Source organism: Litoreibacter arenae DSM 19593, from assembly GCF_000442275.2.
Taxonomy (GTDB): domain Bacteria; phylum Pseudomonadota; class Alphaproteobacteria; order Rhodobacterales; family Rhodobacteraceae; genus Litoreibacter; species Litoreibacter arenae.
Genome location: NZ_KE557312.1, coordinates 23,059 through 38,876 on the forward strand (window position 1 = coordinate 23,059; position 15,818 = coordinate 38,876).

Consider the following 15,818-nt stretch of genomic DNA (forward strand, 5'->3'; position numbering starts at 1 on the left):
TATGACCGGTAATAGCAAATTCCATCACGGCGACCCCAAGGGCGCGGTCCAGCCGATCATTGAGATGAAGAACATCGAAAAGCATTTCGGGCGCGTCATCGCTCTGGCTGGTGTCAGTTTCGATGTGAAGCCGGGCGAATGTCACTGCCTTCTGGGCGATAACGGTGCCGGTAAGTCGACCTTCATCAAGACCATGTCAGGCGTTCATCAGCCGACGGCTGGCGAGATCTTCTTCGAAGGTAAGCCGATGCATTTCGACGACCCGCGCGATGCCATCTCGGCCGGGATCGCCACGGTTCACCAACACTTGGCCATGATCCCCTTGATGAGCGTAAGCCGGAACTTCTTCATGGGGAACGAGCCGACACGTAAGGTTGCCGGAATCAGCTTCTTCGACAAGAAGCGGGCGGACGAGGTGACCATGGAAGAGATGCGCAAAATGGGCATCAATTTGCGCGGCCCTGATCAGGCCGTTGGCACATTGTCGGGTGGCGAGCGACAGACTGTGGCGATTGCCAGAGCGGTCCATTTCGGCGCGAAGATCCTGATCCTCGACGAGCCGACATCGGCGCTTGGTGTGCGTCAGACTTCAAACGTTTTGGCGACGATTGACAGGGTCCGCAAGCAGGGTATCGGCGTCGTCTTTATCAGCCACAATGTGCGCCATGCTTTGGCCGTTGGCGACAGGTTCACCGTATTGAACCGTGGCCAGACCCTTGGGACGGCCGCGCGCGGAGAAATCTCACCCGAGGAGCTTCAGGATTTGATGGCTGGTGGTCAGGAGCTCGCTCAACTCGAAGGGTCGCTCGGCGGTACGGTCTGAGCGGGTTGTGATGTAGCGCCACCCGTTTTTCGTTACGCGTCTCGGGTTGCTGATAGCAGGCAGTTTCGAGGCGGGAGAGCACTCGCCCCAACGCGCACTCTCCGAGTCTTGCAAACGCATGCAGATCAGCCGCCGCGCCGGAAGTGGATTTGCATCCGGTCCAAAACGTCGACGCCCATTTGCAAGAGCAGGTCCAGCACGTCGAGCGGCACCCAGTTTTCCCGGATCAGTCCTTCGTGGTGCAGGTAAAAGTCCATCACCCGCATTGTCACCGCGCGGCCCGTCGGGCCGACACCGAGGAAGTCGTTGCCGACGTGGTTGGCGAAAACGCTGGGCCAGCCGCCAGTAACAGAATAGGGGCCGTCACCCACGCGGATATAATGCCCGCCCCCGTGCTTGGCTTTCATCTCGGTGATCTCGTCCCACTGGCCGCCACCCTTGCGCTTGGGGAAGGCCTTGCGGAACGGCAGCTGGTGGTAATCGACGAAGCCTTGCAGCCCGCGGGTCGTGCCGATGCCGGAGGGCCCATACCACATCATTTTCGGATGCCAGTGGTCCTTTTGAGGCATGTTAAGCAGCCCCTCGCGGCCCTTGTTGTTCAGGTCGTCATAAGCGCCAAGAGTGCCATGCATAGAAAGCGTCTGGGCGATACTCGCCTGTGACTGCTGGGGATTTTGCTCACTGAACAACAATCCGTCAGCGGTAAGTGGACCGGGCCACATGCCCTCGGTACCGAGGCTCGGGGCCAGCGGCCAGAACCCGGCTTGCCGGATGACGTCCAGCACATCCCACAGGCAGTTGGACTGCACGATCTTGCCGTCACGCATCTCATGGACTTCGCCATAGCGTATATATAGCGGACGACCCGTAGCTGGGATTGTCAGCCAGTCGTGGCGGAATGTGCCGCAGTAATGGCCCATCATGGCTACGTATTCACGCCCCTCGAAGCTGCCGCCCATTACGATCAGGTCGCGGCGCTCAAGGTCCGGCAGGGCAGTCATCAGCGGCATCCAGAGTGTCGCGACAAGCCCCTCGTGGCCGTGCGATTCGTTCATCGGGTGCGAGGCGCGAAGGTGAATATCAGTGCGATAGAGCGCGTTAATGTTGCTTTGCAGGCCGTTTGCTCCAGCGTCGGCAAGACGGCTTAACCCTTCGTAAACTACGGTTTTGTTTTTCAAATTCCGGTCCGGCACGATTTTTCAAAGCTCCCTGTTTCTGGGGTCATTCATGCTTGGAATGAAAATTATTGCAAGCGTATTCAACAGCCGCTACCGTTGGAGATGTCGAGGCTCGCAAACGGCCTGATCAACAATCAAATGTCTTGGTGGTCCCTCTCGGACGGCACAGGACAACTGCCAACAACGGGAGATCCCTGAATGAACATCATCTTGAAAACGACGGCTGCGGCCTGCGCCCTCATCGCCGCCGCCAGCGCGGCGACCGCCGAGTGCAGTATTGACGGCGGTCGCGTCAACATCATCGGCAATGAGTTTCCTGCCATCCAGACCGTCGCCGCTGCCGCTGCCGAATGCACTGGCGTAACCGTCGAGGCGAACCTGACCGCCGATCACCAGACGCTGAATGTCGCTGGCATGTCCGGCAATCCCGCCGAGTATACCAGCGCAATCGTCGCCAACTCCTCCATCGTCGCGCTGATCAACGAGGACGTGATCCGGCCGCTGGATGAACTGGTCGCAGAATACGGCAAGGACATCCCGCAGCGCCAGCTGATCACCGTTGGAGGCAAGGTCATGGCTGTTGCCTTTATGGCAAACGCCCAGACGCTGACTTACCGCGCTGACGTGCTGGAGGAGGTCGGGCTCGACGTGCCGACGACCTATGAAGAGGTGCTGGTGGCTGCCGAGGCTATTCGTGCAGCAGGCATCATGGAAAACCCTGTTGGCGGCCCTTACGCGGCTGGCTGGAATCTCGCTCAGGAATTTAACAATATGTATTTGGGGCACGGCGGAGAGTTCTTCGAGCCGGGCACAGCCAAGATCTCCATCAACAACGAAAAGGGCGTTGCCACGCTCGAAATGATGAAGGCCCTGACCGAGTACATGAACCCCGACTACCTGACCCACGATTCCAACGGAACGTCCGCAGAGTGGGAGGCGGGCAATGTTGCCCTGATGCACATGTGGGGCAGCCGTGCGCAGGTCCTGATGGACGACGAAGGCTCCGAGCCGCAGGTGTATGAGAACACCAAGGTGGCAGCGCCGTTGATGGTCGGTGACAGTGGCGTGCCCGCATCGACCCTGTGGTGGGATGGCTGGACAGTCGCCAAGAATATAAGCGACGAAGACGCTGCCGCCACGTTCCAGGCGCTGGCCTATGCGGTTTCGCCGCAAACGTTGAACGACACGACGATGAATCAGGCGGTGTGGCTGATCGACGGCTACGAGCCTGCCCCGGTCTCGGAAGGTGTGTTGGCTGCGGTTGCCTCCGGCACCAAGCCTTATCCGATGTTGCCTTACATGGGCCTGCTGCACACCGCATCCGGTGACAACATCGCAGACTTCCTGACCGGCAAGGAAAGCGCCGAGCAGACGTTGGCCGATATCGAAGCGGCGTACAATGCTGCTGCAAAAGAGCAGGGCTACATCCAGTAAGCCAGACCTCTTGAAAGGGCGCGCCGAACCTGCTTCGGGAAACCGTCGCGCCCTTTCTACTGCCCAATCTCACACAAAGGCAGCCGCGCCATGAAACACAGTTCCTTTTTCTGGTTCGTCCTTCCATCCACGTTGTTGATGCTGGCGTTCATCGCCTTTCCCATCGTGTCGGTCGTGACTCAATCCTTCTATACCGCCCACGAGCAAGTCGTCGTGCAGGTGGAAAACTGTGGCCCCTTCGGCTGCACACAAGAAACCTCCGTCGATCAGGAAGCCACGGCAGCCCTCCGCGAGGCCGAGCCGATGGGCGAGTTTGCCGGCTTTGAAATCTACACGGACCGCAACCATCTGGCCTTCGGCGAAGTCGCAGCGGCTTGGGTCAACGCCGACGGCCTTCCGGACTTCGGGCGCAGCTTGATGAACCTGCCGTTCTACAAGGCGCTCGCGTTCACGCTGACCTACACCGCCGTCGTCACTCCGCTGACGATCATCTTGGGCTTTTTCATCGCCATCGCGGTCAACTCCGTAGCGCGGGCGATGAAGGGGCCGACCATTTTCTTCTCGCTGCTGCCGATGATTGTGACGCCGCTGGTTGGCTCGCTGATCCTGTTCTGGATGGTCGACGCGCGCGGTATTCTGGGTGCCGGATTGCAGTGGCTGACGGATGACCCGAACCTGTCGGTCAAGGCGTCGACCGGGCTGATGTGGATCATGTTGATGGTCTACGGCGTCTGGCACGCGGCTCCGTTCGCCTTCGTCGTTTTCTACGCAGGTCTACAGACGGTCAATACTGACACGCTTGAAAGCGCCATGGTCGATGGTGCCACCCGCTGGGAGCGCATCCGCTTCGTCGTGCTGCCGCATCTGTTCCCGCTGGTCACCTTTGTGGCGCTCATTCAGCTGATGGACAATTTCAGGGTCTTTGAACCCATCGTCAGTTTTCAGGCGTCGGCCCACGCCACCTCGCTGTCCTACGCGATCTACAACGATCTGGGGGGCGAGACGCGCTTGCTGTCTTCCGCCGCTGCCACGTCGGTGTTGACCATCATCGGCATCGCCATCCTTCTGTCGCCCGTCCTTGTTCGGACATGGCGCGACTTTGACCGCAAGTAAGAGGACGCAAGGACATGTCAAAAGCTACTCGTCAACCGCCCTCCGTGCGGATCATGGCCACCTCATTTCTGGTGATCTGGTTGATCGTCGCGGCCTTCCCCTTCCTCTGGACACTCTGGGGATCGTTCAAGGTCGAGGGGGATTTTTTCTCCAAGGCCAACTGGGCCAACGCCATTTTCGGCACCCTCACCCAAGAGGAAACCGGAAGCAGCTTTACCGGTGCGGGCTATTACGGCGCGTGGGTGCAGGAAGAATTCTGGCGCGCCGCGCTCAACACCACGCTCGTGTGCATATTCGTCGTAACCGTATCTCTCACCTGCGGCACGCTGGGCGGCTACGCACTGGCGCGATCGACCCACCGCTATGCGTTCTGGTTCCTTCTCTTCGCCCTCATGTTCCGCGCCATGCCGCCGATTACGCTGGTGTCAGGCTACCTGTTGCCATTCTTCGAGTGGAACCTCTGGGGCCACCTCTACACGACGGTCATCGTGCTCGTGGCGCTGAACCAGCCGTTCACGCTCTGGATGCTGCATTCGTTCTTCAAGAACATCCCCAAGGATCTGGACGAAAGCGCCATGGTTGACGGCTGCACCCGCTTTCAGGCGTTCCGCCATGTCATCATTCCGGTCATGTGGCCGGGGGTTATCACGACAGGGCTGTTCAGTTTCCTGCTGGCCTACAATGACTTTGCCGTGACCACGATGCTTCTGAGCAAGGAAAACCAGACAATGGTGCCGAAGATCGCAAGTTTCCTCGGGACTACTCAAACCAAGGGTAACGTCATGTTCGCCGTGTCGGCCGTTGTCTCGGTCACCGCGCCGCTGTTCGTGATGGTTATGTTCTTCCAACGTCAAATCGTGAGCGGGCTGACCGCTGGCGCCGTCAAAGGATAAGGGGCTTTAGTTATGGCCAGACTTCAATTGAAAAACGTGAACAAGCGTTGGGGCTCCTTCGTCGGTGTCGACAACTTCAACCTCGACATTGCCGATGAGGAATTCCTCGTGCTGCTGGGTCCCTCGGGCTGTGGCAAATCGACGACCATGCGGATGATTGCGGGCCTTGAGGATGTCACCGATGGCGAGATCATTTTGGGCGACCGTGTCGTCAACGATCTGGAGCCGAAGGACCGCGACATCTCCATGGTGTTTCAGTCCTATGGTCTCTACCCGAACCTGACCGTCTACGAAAACATCCGTTTCCCGCTGCGCGTGCGCAAGGTGCCGAAGGAAAAGCACGACGAGATGGTGATGAAGGCGATCCAGATGACCGAGTTGGAGGACTTCATGCATCGCCGTCCGGCTGAACTTTCGGGCGGCCAGCGACAGCGCGTCGCCTTGGGCCGCGCCATCGTGCGCAAGCCGACTGTGTTCCTGATGGACGAGCCGTTGTCCAACCTTGACGCCAAGCTGCGCGTCAGCACGCGCGCGCAGATAAAGAACCTGCAATCGAAGCTGAAGACCACCACTGTCTACGTGACCCACGACCAGATCGAGGCCATGACGCTGGCCGATCGTGTGGTTGTGATGAACGCAGGCAAGATCCAGCAGGTCGGCACGCCCACGGATATCTACGACATGCCCGCCAACACATTTGTCGCCAGCTTCATCGGCTCCCCGGCCATGAACCTCGTCGAGGGGACGCTGGAGAGCGGCACCTTCACGGCAGACGGTATCAGGGTCGAAGGCCTGCCCGCAGGTCCTTCCGGCAAGGTCACGCTGGGTTTTCGCGCCGAGGACGCCGAAATCGTCGATGCGGGCGGTCAGATCTCCGCGCCGATGTACTCGATTGAGTTGCTGGGCGAGGCCTCGATGATCAGTTGGCGTCTTGGCGGTGCGTTGGTGTCGGTCAAGACCAACAAGGACTATCGCGCCGAGATCGGCGAGATCGTGCAGGCAAGCATTCCTGCCGCCATTTGCCACCTCTTCGACACCGCTTCTGGCGAAAGGATTCATCTGAAATGACCCCTACCGAAGAGGCGGAAGCCACCCGTCAGGTCATCTTGCGAATGGAGGCGGCACTTGCCGCGAATTCCAACGACATGGCGGCCCATTTCCACGAGGATTTCCGCTGGATGGGCAATCAAGGCTGCGGCACCAAGCCGGACTTGCAGGCGTTCCGAAACAATTGGCAGCTGCCCATCCGCGCTGCGTTCACGGAACGCGATTACAAAACAGACCGCTTCATCTGCGAAGGTGAATGGGCGTCCTGCTTCGGCCATATCGAGGCGACGCATTCGGGCACGTTCATGGGCATTGAGGCAACCGGCAAGCGGGTCAAAATCCCGTATATGGATTTCTGGAAGGTCGAGGACGGTCGGATTAAGGACAACTGGGTCTCCGTCGATTTTCCCTCAGTTTTAGCCCAGCTGGGCCGCGACGTATTCGATGGCCATGGTTGGGAGCATTACGACGACGGCACCGCCACGCCGCAACACCCGAAATAAGGACGCAAGACAATGACCATTCGCCACCTGAAAACCGCCCGTTCCGAAGCCGACCGCGCCGAGGATGACGCAAAGGTTCGTGCCATCGTCGAGAATGGCCTGAAAGATATTGAGGCCCGTGGCGATGCAGCCGTGCGGGAAATGGCCGAGAAGTTCGACAATTACAGCCCCGCCAGCTACCGTCTGTCCGACGACGACATCCAGTCCATCATCGCCAAGGTGTCCGACCGCGACATGGCCGATATTCGCTTCGCGCAGGAACAGGTGCGCAACTTCGCGCAGGCGCAGCGGGACTCGATGCTCGACATCGAGGTGGAGCCGATGCCCGGAGTGATCCTCGGTCACAAGAACATTCCCGTGCAATCCGCGGGTTGCTACGTGCCGGGCGGCAAGTTCCCCATGGTCGCCTCCGCCCACATGTCCGTCGCCACCGCCAGCGTCGCCAAGGTGCCGCGCATCGTCGCTTGCACACCGCCCTTCAAGGGCGAGCCGAATCCGGCGGTGATCGCCGCGATGCACATGGGCGGCGCGCATGAGATCTACGTGCTGGGTGGTATCCAAGCCGTCGGAGCCATGGCCATCGGCACCGAGACGATTGAGCCGGTGCATATGCTCGTCGGCCCCGGCAACGCATTTGTGGCGGAAGCCAAACGCCAGCTGTTCGGGCGCGTCGGCATCGACCTGTTCGCAGGCCCTACCGAGACCATGGTGATCGCCGACGAAACCGCCGCAGATGGCGAGCTTTGCGCCACAGACCTGCTGGGGCAGGCGGAGCACGGGTATAACTCGCCCGCCGTGCTGCTGACCAACTCCGAGAAACTCGCCAAAGACACTCTGGCCGAGATCGACCGCCTGCTGAAAATCATCCCCACCGCCGACACCGCTGGGAAAAGCTGGGAAGATTACGGCGAGGTGATCGTCTGCGACACATATGACGAAATGCTGGCCGTGGCCGACGACATTGCATCCGAGCATGTGCAAGTGATGACCGACCGCGACGACTGGTTCCTTGAGAACATGACCTGCTACGGCGCGCTGTTCCTCGGGCCGCGCACCAATGTCTCCAACGGCGACAAGGTGATCGGCACCAACCACACGCTGCCGACCAAGAAGGCGGGGCGCTATACGGGCGGTCTCTGGGTTGGCAAGTATCTGAAAACACATAGCTATCAGAAGATCACAACCGATGCGGCCGCGGCCAAGATCGGCGCTTACGGCTCGCGCCTGTGCCTGCTGGAAGGCTTCGTCGGCCATGCCGAGCAATGCAACGTCCGCGTGCGTCGCTATGGTGGCATCAATGTGCCTTATGGCGGGCCAGCCCCCTATACGGACGCCGCAGAATGAGCCTTCCCAAGACACCCTCCTTCAACCTCTCCGGCAAACGCGCGCTGGTGACAGGCGCGTCTTCCGGCATTGGGCTGGCCTGCGCCGTGGCGCTAGCCGAGGCGGGGGCAGAGGTCACACTCGCCGCGCGGTCTGCCGACAAGTTGGAAGCGACTGCTCAGGAACTGCGCGGTTCGGGGTTCAAGGCGGAAACGATGCCGTTGGACGTCGCGGACATTCCCGCAATGCAAGCAACGGTGGACAAGGCTGGCCCGTTCGACATACTGGTGAACTCCGCCGGTCTCGCCATTCATAGCCCCGCGCTTGAGACGCAGGAAGAAGACTTCGACCGCGTGTCCGACCTGAACTTCAAGGGCGCATATTTCCTGACCACCGCCGTGGCCAAAGGCCTGATAGCGGCGGGAAAGCCCGGCTCGCTCATCAACATCACCAGCCAGATGGCCCATGTCGGCGGTATCGACCGCGCGGTCTATTGCGGCACCAAGCACGCCGTCGAAGGCTTTACCAAAGCCATGGCAATCGAGTGGGGGCCGCACAGCATCCGCGTCAACACGATCTGCCCGACCTTCGTCCGCACGCCCCTGACCGAAAGCACCTTCGACAACCCCGAGCGGGTCAAATGGATCGAGGAAAAGATCAAGCTGGGCCGCGTGGGCGAGGTCACCGACATTATGGGGCCGGTGGTTTATCTGGCCTCCGATGCCTCGGCGCTGATGACAGGCACGCATCTGCTGATCGACGGAGGTTGGACGGCGGATTGATGGCACGCAAGGTCACCTCTCTTCAGGTCGCGGAACGCGCAGGGGTGAGCCAGTCGGCTGTCAGCCGCGTCTTCACCCGTGGCGCATCCGCGTCGCCTGCGACCGTGGCGAAGGTGAAGAAGGCCGCTGCAGAACTGGGCTACCGCCCCAACGCCATGGCCCGCGCCATGATCACCGGCAAAAGCCGGATGATCGGGCTGGTGGTCGCCTATCTGGAAAACCAGTTCTACCCTGAAGCGGTGGAGCGGCTGTCAAACGCGCTGCAAGAACGCGGCTACCATGTGCTGATGTTCATGGCGTCCCCTACAGCGGGCGATGATGTGCAGTCGGTCATGGAGGAAATTCTGGACCATCAGGTTGAGGGGATCGTGCTGGCCTCGGTCTCCATGTCCTCCAGCCTCAGCACCCGCTGCGCGGAACACGGCATCCCCGTCGTGCTGTTCAACCGTGAGCAGGACGACCCGCGCATGTCTGCGGTCACCACCAACAACTACGGTGGCGGCTTCGCAATCGGTACCCATTTTGCGGAGCTTGGTCACAGCCGTATCGGCTACATCGCCGGATTCGAAGGCGCATCCACGCAGCGGGATCGCGAACAAGGATTCCGCGACGGGCTTGCCTCAGCGGGATTGGATTTGTCGGCGCGTGAGGTCGGCAACTTCATTTATGCCGACGCCCGCGCGGCGGCGCTGGAGATGTGCGCAGGCACTGACCGTCCCGAGGCCATTTTCGTGTGCAACGACCACATGGCGTTCGCCGTCATGGACGCGTTGCGCTTCAAATTGGGGTTGCGGGTGCCGGAAGATATCAGTGTCGCAGGCTTCGACGACGTGCCGATTGCGGCGTGGCCCGCCTATGACCTGACCAGCTACCGCCAACCCATCAACCGGATGGTGGCGCAAACGGTCGAGGCGCTGATGCAGAGGATAGAAGACCCGACACGTCCTGCACATAGGGCGAAACTGGAAGGGGCATTGATCCAGCGCGGATCGACCGCTCCGGCAAAAGGATAGGATATGCGCGGCTTTGACAGCAAATGGCGTGACGTTCCCGATTTCATTATCGGCATCACCAAGGAAATCTGGGAGGACCGCGAAATCGGCTCCCTGCGCAAGCGTTATGCGGACGGTCTGATCGTGCGCTCTCCTGCGTCGGTGGTGGTCGACAATTCCCGCGTGATCGCCGCCACTATGGCGACGCTGGCCGAGTTCCCCGACCGCGAATTGCTGGGCGAGGATGTGATCTGGTGCGACGACCCCGAAGGTGCCACCGAAACCTCCGACGCCTTCCTGTCCTCGCACCGCCTCTATTGCACCGCGACGCATACACATCCGGGCATGTATGGCGCGCCCACCGGACGGCGCTTTGCCTACCGCATCCTTGCCGACTGCGCGATCCGCGACGACGCTGTTTATGACGAATGGCTGGTACGCGACCAGTCGGCCATTGTGCAGCAAATGGGGGCGGATATCGTCGACTGGACCCGCGACCTGATCGCCCGCGAAGGCGGGGCGGAGCGTTGCGTGAAACCCATGCCCCCCGCCAATGATGTGGCGGGGCCGTATACCCGCACGGGCAATGACAGTGAATGGGGCGAACGCTACGCCGATACGCTGCGGGCAATCATGGCCGCTGATATGCACGTGATCCCCAAACGTTACGACCGCGCCTGCGCGCTGCATTATCCGGCCGCGAATGACGCGATGGGGTGGGCCGAGGCGGACCAGTTCTGGATGGGCCTGCGCGCGGCATTCCCTGATGCTGAGTTCACCATCGACCACGTCATCGGCCGCGACGATCCGCTGATGCCGCCGCGTGCCGCCGTGCGCTGGTCGCTGCACGGCAAGCATTCCGGCTGGGGCCGCTTCGGCACGCCGACAGGGGCCGAGGTCTACATCATGGGCATCAGCCACGCCGAGTTCGGCCCGTTCGGAACAGGCGAGCCGACCATCCGCCGCGAATACACATTGATTGATGAAACGGCGATCTGGAAACAGATATTGCTCCAGACAGGACAGCACGAATGAAGGGCTTTTCGAACCAGTTCAAGGACTTGCCGGACTACATTATCAAGATCACCAAAGAGATTTGGGAGGATCGCGGTCTTGCCACCTTGCACCACTATTACGGCAAGGACATCCCGATGCGCTTTCCCTCCGGGCTGGTAAAGGGCAATGAGAGCGTAATCGACGGGACGCTGGCGACGCTGGCCGAATTCCCCGACCGCTACCTGCTAGGCGAGGACGTGATCTGGTCGCAAGACGGCGACCGCTACCTATCTTCGCACCGGATCGTGACGGGCGGTACGCATACGGGTCACGGGGCGTTCGGGCCTCCGACGGGGCGCAAGTTTCAGGTCCGCACCATCGCCGATTGTGCCGCCAAGGATGACGTGATCGACGACGAATGGCTGATCCGCGACGTCGGCGGCATTGCGCGGCAACTCGGCTGGGACCCGAAAGACTACGCCGCGTGGCAGATCGAGCAGGAAGGCGGACCAGAGAAATGCACACGGCCGTTCCATCCGTCGCATGACGTTGACGGCCCCTACATGGGGCGCGGCAATGACAACGAATGGGGCGCCAAGCTGGCCAGCATCCTGCAAAGGATCATGGACAAGGACTTCACCGTCATTCGCAGCGAATATGACCGCGCGGTCTGCACCGAGCATTGGGGCGCGCGCAACGGCTGGTCGTGGGACTTCCCGGAGACCGACTGGATGCGCCTGCTCTCGTCCTTCCCGACGGCCAAGTTTGAAATCCACCACCAGATCGGCCGCTCTGACGCTGGAACACCCAACCGCGCCGCCGTGCGCTGGTCGCTGACCGGCAAGCATAGCGGGCCGGGCTTCTTCGGCGCACCCACCGGGGCCGAGGTGCATGTCATGGGCATAACCCACGCCGAATGGGGTGACTGGGGCCTGCGCCGCGAGTTCACGCTGATCGACGAAGTGGCAATCTGGAAACAAATCCTGCTGCATCAAGGCGCGCAGTGATGTTGCAACGCGCCCGCTCGCTTTTGCCCGTGCACGGGTTCTTGGAGAGCCGCCGCGCGCGCAGGCTGAATTTGCGCCCGCCGTCAGGATAGGCACAAGACAATCGCAACCCTACATAACTTCAGTCAGGAAGACATCATGACACCTCAAGACATGGAAGCCCGCATCGTTCGCTACGGCGATCTGCAACCCTGCAAAACCGCCTTCATCGACGCCCACACGCCTGGCAGCGATCAGAAGGAGAACTTCACCATTATCGGCGGCGGGGTCTCTGAGTCCCCCGACCAGCACGTCCACATCTCGATACCGCACGGGTTCAACATCGGCGCTGCGGGCCAGCCGCCCCATTGCCGCAACTCGCTTCACAATCACCGCACGGCGGAGGTGTTCTTCATCCTCAAAGGCCGCTGGCGCTTCTTCTGGGGCGAGCATGGCGATCTGGGCGAAGTGGTGATGGAGGAGGGCGATATCTTCAACATCCCCACCAACATCTTCCGCGGTTTCGAGAATATCGGCACGGATTACGGGATGATCATGGCCATTCTGGGCGGTGACGACGCGGGCGGTGGCGTGATCTGGGCGCCGCATGTGATCAAGGACGCCAAGGCACATGGCTTGGTGCTGGGTGACAACGGCAAGCTCTACGACAGCAAGAAAGGCCAGAGCCTGCCCGACGGCGTGAAGCCAATGCCGCTGCTGACGAAGGACGAGTTGGACAAGGTCGACAAACCTACCCCGATGGACGTGATTGGCGGCTATGTGCGGCGGTATCTCGATATGGAGGCGCTGGGGCGCAGCGGCAAGCCGGTCAAGGTGATCGGCGAGAACGGCCTGATCCGCGACAAGCCGGGTTTCGAGGTCGACCTGATCACCCGTGAAAGTGCTTCCGACAAGAAACACAAACATGACCGCCCTTCGGTGCTGATGCCCATGCATGGCCACTGGCGTGTGGATTACGAGGGCGGCTCGGTCACTCTGGCCCCCGGCGACACGATGTCGGTGCCTGAAAACCTGATGCACTCCGCAGTGCCGTCGATGACTGGAGAGGCGTCACTCTATCACGTGGTTGCCACCGACGACGCCGCCGGAGCGACCTGGAAGGGCTAACGCAATCTGCCGGTCCCCCGCGGGGAACCGGCGCTTCACCAAACGACCGTTGAAAGGGCACCAATGACCAAAGTTATGACAACCCATGTCGGCTCGCTGCCACGCACGCAGAAAGTTGTGGATTTCATTTTCGCCCGTGAAAACGGCGAGAAGTATGATGCGGATGCGTTCGATAAAGCGATGACCCAAGCGGTCAGCGACACCGTGGCCAAGCAGAAGGCCGCTGGGGTGGATATCGTCTCGGACGGGGAAACCTCAAAGATCAGCTACGCCACCTATGTCAAGGACCGCTACACCGGCTTTGACGGCGACAGCCCGCGCAACGCGCCTGCTGATTTGAAGAAATTCCCCAGTTTCCTGAAGCGTCTGGCCGATGACGGCGGCACGCCGCAATATGCGCGGCCCATGTGTGTGGGCGAGGTGAAGTCCAAGGGGCAGGGGGAGCTGGAAAAGGACATCAGCAATCTCAAGGCTGCGATGGCGGAGCATGGCGTTGAGCGGGGCTTCATGAACGCGGCGTCGCCGGGGGTGATTTCGCTGTTTCTACAAAACGACCACTACAAGACGCGGGAGGCTTATCTCGCCGCGTTGGCCGACGCCATGAAGGCGGAATACGAGACCATCGTCGCCTCTGGCCTTGATCTGCAACTGGACTGCCCCGATCTGGCGCTGTCGCGGCACATGCTGTTCAATGATCTTTCCGATGACGAGTTTCTGAAGGTCGCGGCCAGCCATGTGGAGGCGTTGAACCACGCGCTTCAAGATGTGCCTGCCGAGAAGGTGCGCGTGCATATTTGCTGGGGCAACTACGAAGGCCCGCATGTGTGTGACATCCCCATGTCGAAGATGTTCGATACGTTGATGGCGACCAAATCGCGCTATGTATTGTTCGAGACGTCTAACCCGCGCCACGGCCATGAATGGGCCGTGTTCCGCGACCGCAAGGCGGATATTCCGGACAACAAGGTGCTGGTGCCGGGCGTGGTGGACACGACGACGAACTTCGTCGAGCACCCCGATCTGGTGGCGGAACGCATCCGGCGCTTCGTGGATATCGTCGGGGCGGATAGGGTCGTTGCAGGGTCCGATTGCGGGTTTGGTACCTTTGCGGGCTTTGGCGCAGTGGACCCGGAGATCGCCTATGCCAAGCTGGGCGCATTGGCCGAAGGGGCGGCGCAGGTGCGATGACACCGCTTGTCCTTTTGCCCGGCATGATGTGTGACGCGCGGTTGTTCGCGCCGCAGATCGCTGCGTTTTCCGCCACCCGCGCGGTGCAGGTCGCACCGATTGGCGGGGCGGATAACGTCGCGGACTTGGCGGCGGAGGTGCTGGTCCATGCGCCGCCACGCTTTGCGCTGGCGGGGTTGTCCATGGGCGGGATCGTGGCGATGGAGGTGTTTCGCCAAGCACCCGACCGGATCGACCGCATTGCCTTTCTGGACACCAACCCCAAGGCGGAGGCTGATGCCATCGCCAAAGGCCGCGAGCCGCAGATCGCGCGGGCTGAAGCGGGGGAGTTGCGGGCCATCATGCGTGACGAGATGAAGCCGCGCTATCTGGCAGATGGGCCGAGCCGTGGTGCCATACTCGACCTGTGCATGGACATGGCGGAAGCCCTTGGGCCGGACGTCTTCGTGCGACAATCCCGCGCGCTTCAAACGCGGCCCGACCAGCAAGACACGCTGCGCCAGATCAAAGTGCCGACGCTGGCGTTGTGCGGGCGGGAGGACATGCTGTGTCCGATACATCGCCACGAGTTGATCTGCTCGCTTGTCGCTGGTGCCACGCTGGAGGTGATTGACGGCGCAGGCCACCTACCCACGCTGGAACAACCCCAAGCAACCAACGCGGCCTTGGCCCGCTGGCTGGAGGCATCATGAAAGACAGTCTACTCACCCTTCTTCGCAGCGTGGACACGCCGACCGTTTGCAACGCAATCGAAGTGGCTCAAGGCAAGCGCGGGTTTAACGACTTCACCCGTGGCACCATGCTGATCAACGAGCCGACAGGCGTGGTTGTGGGCTATGCAAGCACGGCGAAAATTGCCGCGGTGAAACCGCCGACCGAGCCGCCGGACGTGATCCGCGCACGCCGCATGGCATATTACAAACAGATGGCGGAGGCGCCACAGCCCTCCGTCTGCGTGATCGAGGATGAGGACTATCCGAACGCCATCGGCGCCTACTGGGGCGAGGTGAACACCGAGATACACAAAGGCTTTGGCATGTCCGGCACCCTGACCAACGGCGTCATGCGCGATTTGGGTGATATGGCACCGGACTATCCGGTGGTCGCTGGCAGCATCGGGCCAAGCCACGGCTTCGTGCATGTGACGGCGCTGGATGTGCCTGTGACGGTGTTCGGGCTGACGGTGCGCCCCGGCGATCTGGTCCATGCCGACCGCCACGGGGCGGTTCTTGTGCCGCCCGAGGTGATTGACCAACTCGAGGCCGCCATCGCCCAGATGCAGGACACGGAACGTCTGGTGTTGGGTCCGGCCCGCGAGAAGGGTTTCAACTTCGCCGCGTTCGAGCGGGCTTGGGAGGCGTTCGAGAAAGCGCGAACCTGAGAGAACGCCTTAGTTGGTGCCACTTACCCGCCGAGATAGTGTCCTGAGCCA

General features: G+C 61.1%; 16 protein-coding genes. 15 read left to right on the forward strand and 1 reads right to left on the reverse strand.

The genetic code is table 11. The annotated features are described in order from the left end of the window. Position 1: 1 nt before the first annotated feature. Entirely contained in the window at positions 2 to 823 is an 822-nt protein-coding gene (locus tag THALAR_RS10280; protein WP_021101484.1) for an ATP-binding cassette domain-containing protein, read from the forward strand. A 125-nt stretch (positions 824 to 948) separates the two neighbouring features. Here the strand turns inward: THALAR_RS10280 and THALAR_RS10285 are convergent, their stop codons facing one another. Beyond that, positions 949 to 2,001, reverse strand: a complete 1,053-nt coding sequence (locus THALAR_RS10285) for a nuclear transport factor 2 family protein (RefSeq protein WP_245622420.1) — start codon at positions 1,999 to 2,001, stop codon at positions 949 to 951. A 198-nt stretch (positions 2,002 to 2,199) separates the two neighbouring features. On the opposite strand from THALAR_RS10285, the gene THALAR_RS10290 reads away from it, so the two are divergent. The 14 genes from THALAR_RS10290 (at position 2,200) to THALAR_RS10355 (ending at position 15,767) form a co-directional block, all read left to right on the forward strand. Then, positions 2,200 to 3,435 carry an ABC transporter substrate-binding protein gene (locus THALAR_RS10290; protein WP_021101486.1) on the forward strand — a complete coding sequence of 412 codons (1,236 nt, stop codon included), beginning with the start codon at positions 2,200 to 2,202 and terminating at the stop codon, positions 3,433 to 3,435. Positions 3,436 to 3,525: 90 nt separating this feature from the next. Then, entirely contained in the window at positions 3,526 to 4,548 is a 1,023-nt protein-coding gene (locus THALAR_RS10295; protein WP_021101487.1) for a carbohydrate ABC transporter permease, read from the forward strand. Between the two features lie 53 nt (positions 4,549 to 4,601). Then, positions 4,602 to 5,441 (forward strand): carbohydrate ABC transporter permease, encoded by an 840-nt coding sequence (locus THALAR_RS10300; RefSeq protein ID WP_407638168.1) that lies wholly within the window; start codon positions 4,602 to 4,604, stop codon positions 5,439 to 5,441. Positions 5,442 to 5,453: 12 nt separating this feature from the next. Continuing rightward, positions 5,454 to 6,509 carry an ABC transporter ATP-binding protein gene (locus tag THALAR_RS10305; RefSeq protein ID WP_021101489.1) on the forward strand — a complete coding sequence of 352 codons (1,056 nt, stop codon included), beginning with the start codon at positions 5,454 to 5,456 and terminating at the stop codon, positions 6,507 to 6,509. Further along, positions 6,506 to 6,991, forward strand: a complete 486-nt coding sequence (locus tag THALAR_RS10310) for an ester cyclase (protein WP_021101490.1) — start codon at positions 6,506 to 6,508, stop codon at positions 6,989 to 6,991. The genes THALAR_RS10305 and THALAR_RS10310 overlap by 4 nt, the downstream gene beginning before the upstream one ends. Before the next feature lie 12 nt (positions 6,992 to 7,003). Further along, positions 7,004 to 8,335 (forward strand): histidinol dehydrogenase, encoded by a 1,332-nt coding sequence (gene hisD, locus THALAR_RS10315; RefSeq protein ID WP_021101491.1) that lies wholly within the window; start codon positions 7,004 to 7,006, stop codon positions 8,333 to 8,335. Next, positions 8,332 to 9,096 carry an SDR family NAD(P)-dependent oxidoreductase gene (locus THALAR_RS10320; protein WP_021101492.1) on the forward strand — a complete coding sequence of 255 codons (765 nt, stop codon included), beginning with the start codon at positions 8,332 to 8,334 and terminating at the stop codon, positions 9,094 to 9,096. The genes hisD and THALAR_RS10320 overlap by 4 nt, the downstream gene beginning before the upstream one ends. Next, positions 9,096 to 10,109 (forward strand): LacI family DNA-binding transcriptional regulator, encoded by a 1,014-nt coding sequence (locus tag THALAR_RS10325; RefSeq protein WP_040818380.1) that lies wholly within the window; start codon positions 9,096 to 9,098, stop codon positions 10,107 to 10,109. Before THALAR_RS10320 ends, THALAR_RS10325 begins: the two co-directional genes overlap by 1 nt. 3 nt (positions 10,110 to 10,112) lie before the next feature. Next, positions 10,113 to 11,123 (forward strand): ester cyclase, encoded by a 1,011-nt coding sequence (locus tag THALAR_RS10330; RefSeq protein WP_021101494.1) that lies wholly within the window; start codon positions 10,113 to 10,115, stop codon positions 11,121 to 11,123. Continuing rightward, positions 11,120 to 12,091, forward strand: a complete 972-nt coding sequence (locus THALAR_RS10335; protein WP_021101495.1) for a nuclear transport factor 2 family protein — start codon at positions 11,120 to 11,122, stop codon at positions 12,089 to 12,091. The genes THALAR_RS10330 and THALAR_RS10335 overlap by 4 nt, the downstream gene beginning before the upstream one ends. 138 nt (positions 12,092 to 12,229) lie before the next feature. Beyond that, positions 12,230 to 13,198 (forward strand): cupin domain-containing protein, encoded by a 969-nt coding sequence (locus tag THALAR_RS10340; RefSeq protein WP_021101496.1) that lies wholly within the window; start codon positions 12,230 to 12,232, stop codon positions 13,196 to 13,198. Positions 13,199 to 13,261: 63 nt separating this feature from the next. Further along, positions 13,262 to 14,386 (forward strand): cobalamin-independent methionine synthase II family protein, encoded by a 1,125-nt coding sequence (locus tag THALAR_RS10345; RefSeq protein WP_021101497.1) that lies wholly within the window; start codon positions 13,262 to 13,264, stop codon positions 14,384 to 14,386. Next, the gene (locus THALAR_RS10350; RefSeq protein ID WP_021101498.1) at positions 14,383 to 15,078 is read left to right on the forward strand and encodes an alpha/beta fold hydrolase; all 696 of its coding nucleotides are present in this window, start codon (positions 14,383 to 14,385) and stop codon (positions 15,076 to 15,078) included. Before THALAR_RS10345 ends, THALAR_RS10350 begins: the two co-directional genes overlap by 4 nt. Then, the gene (locus THALAR_RS10355) at positions 15,075 to 15,767 is read left to right on the forward strand and encodes an RraA family protein (protein ID WP_021101499.1); all 693 of its coding nucleotides are present in this window, start codon (positions 15,075 to 15,077) and stop codon (positions 15,765 to 15,767) included. Before THALAR_RS10350 ends, THALAR_RS10355 begins: the two co-directional genes overlap by 4 nt. Positions 15,768 to 15,818 lie beyond the last annotated feature (51 nt).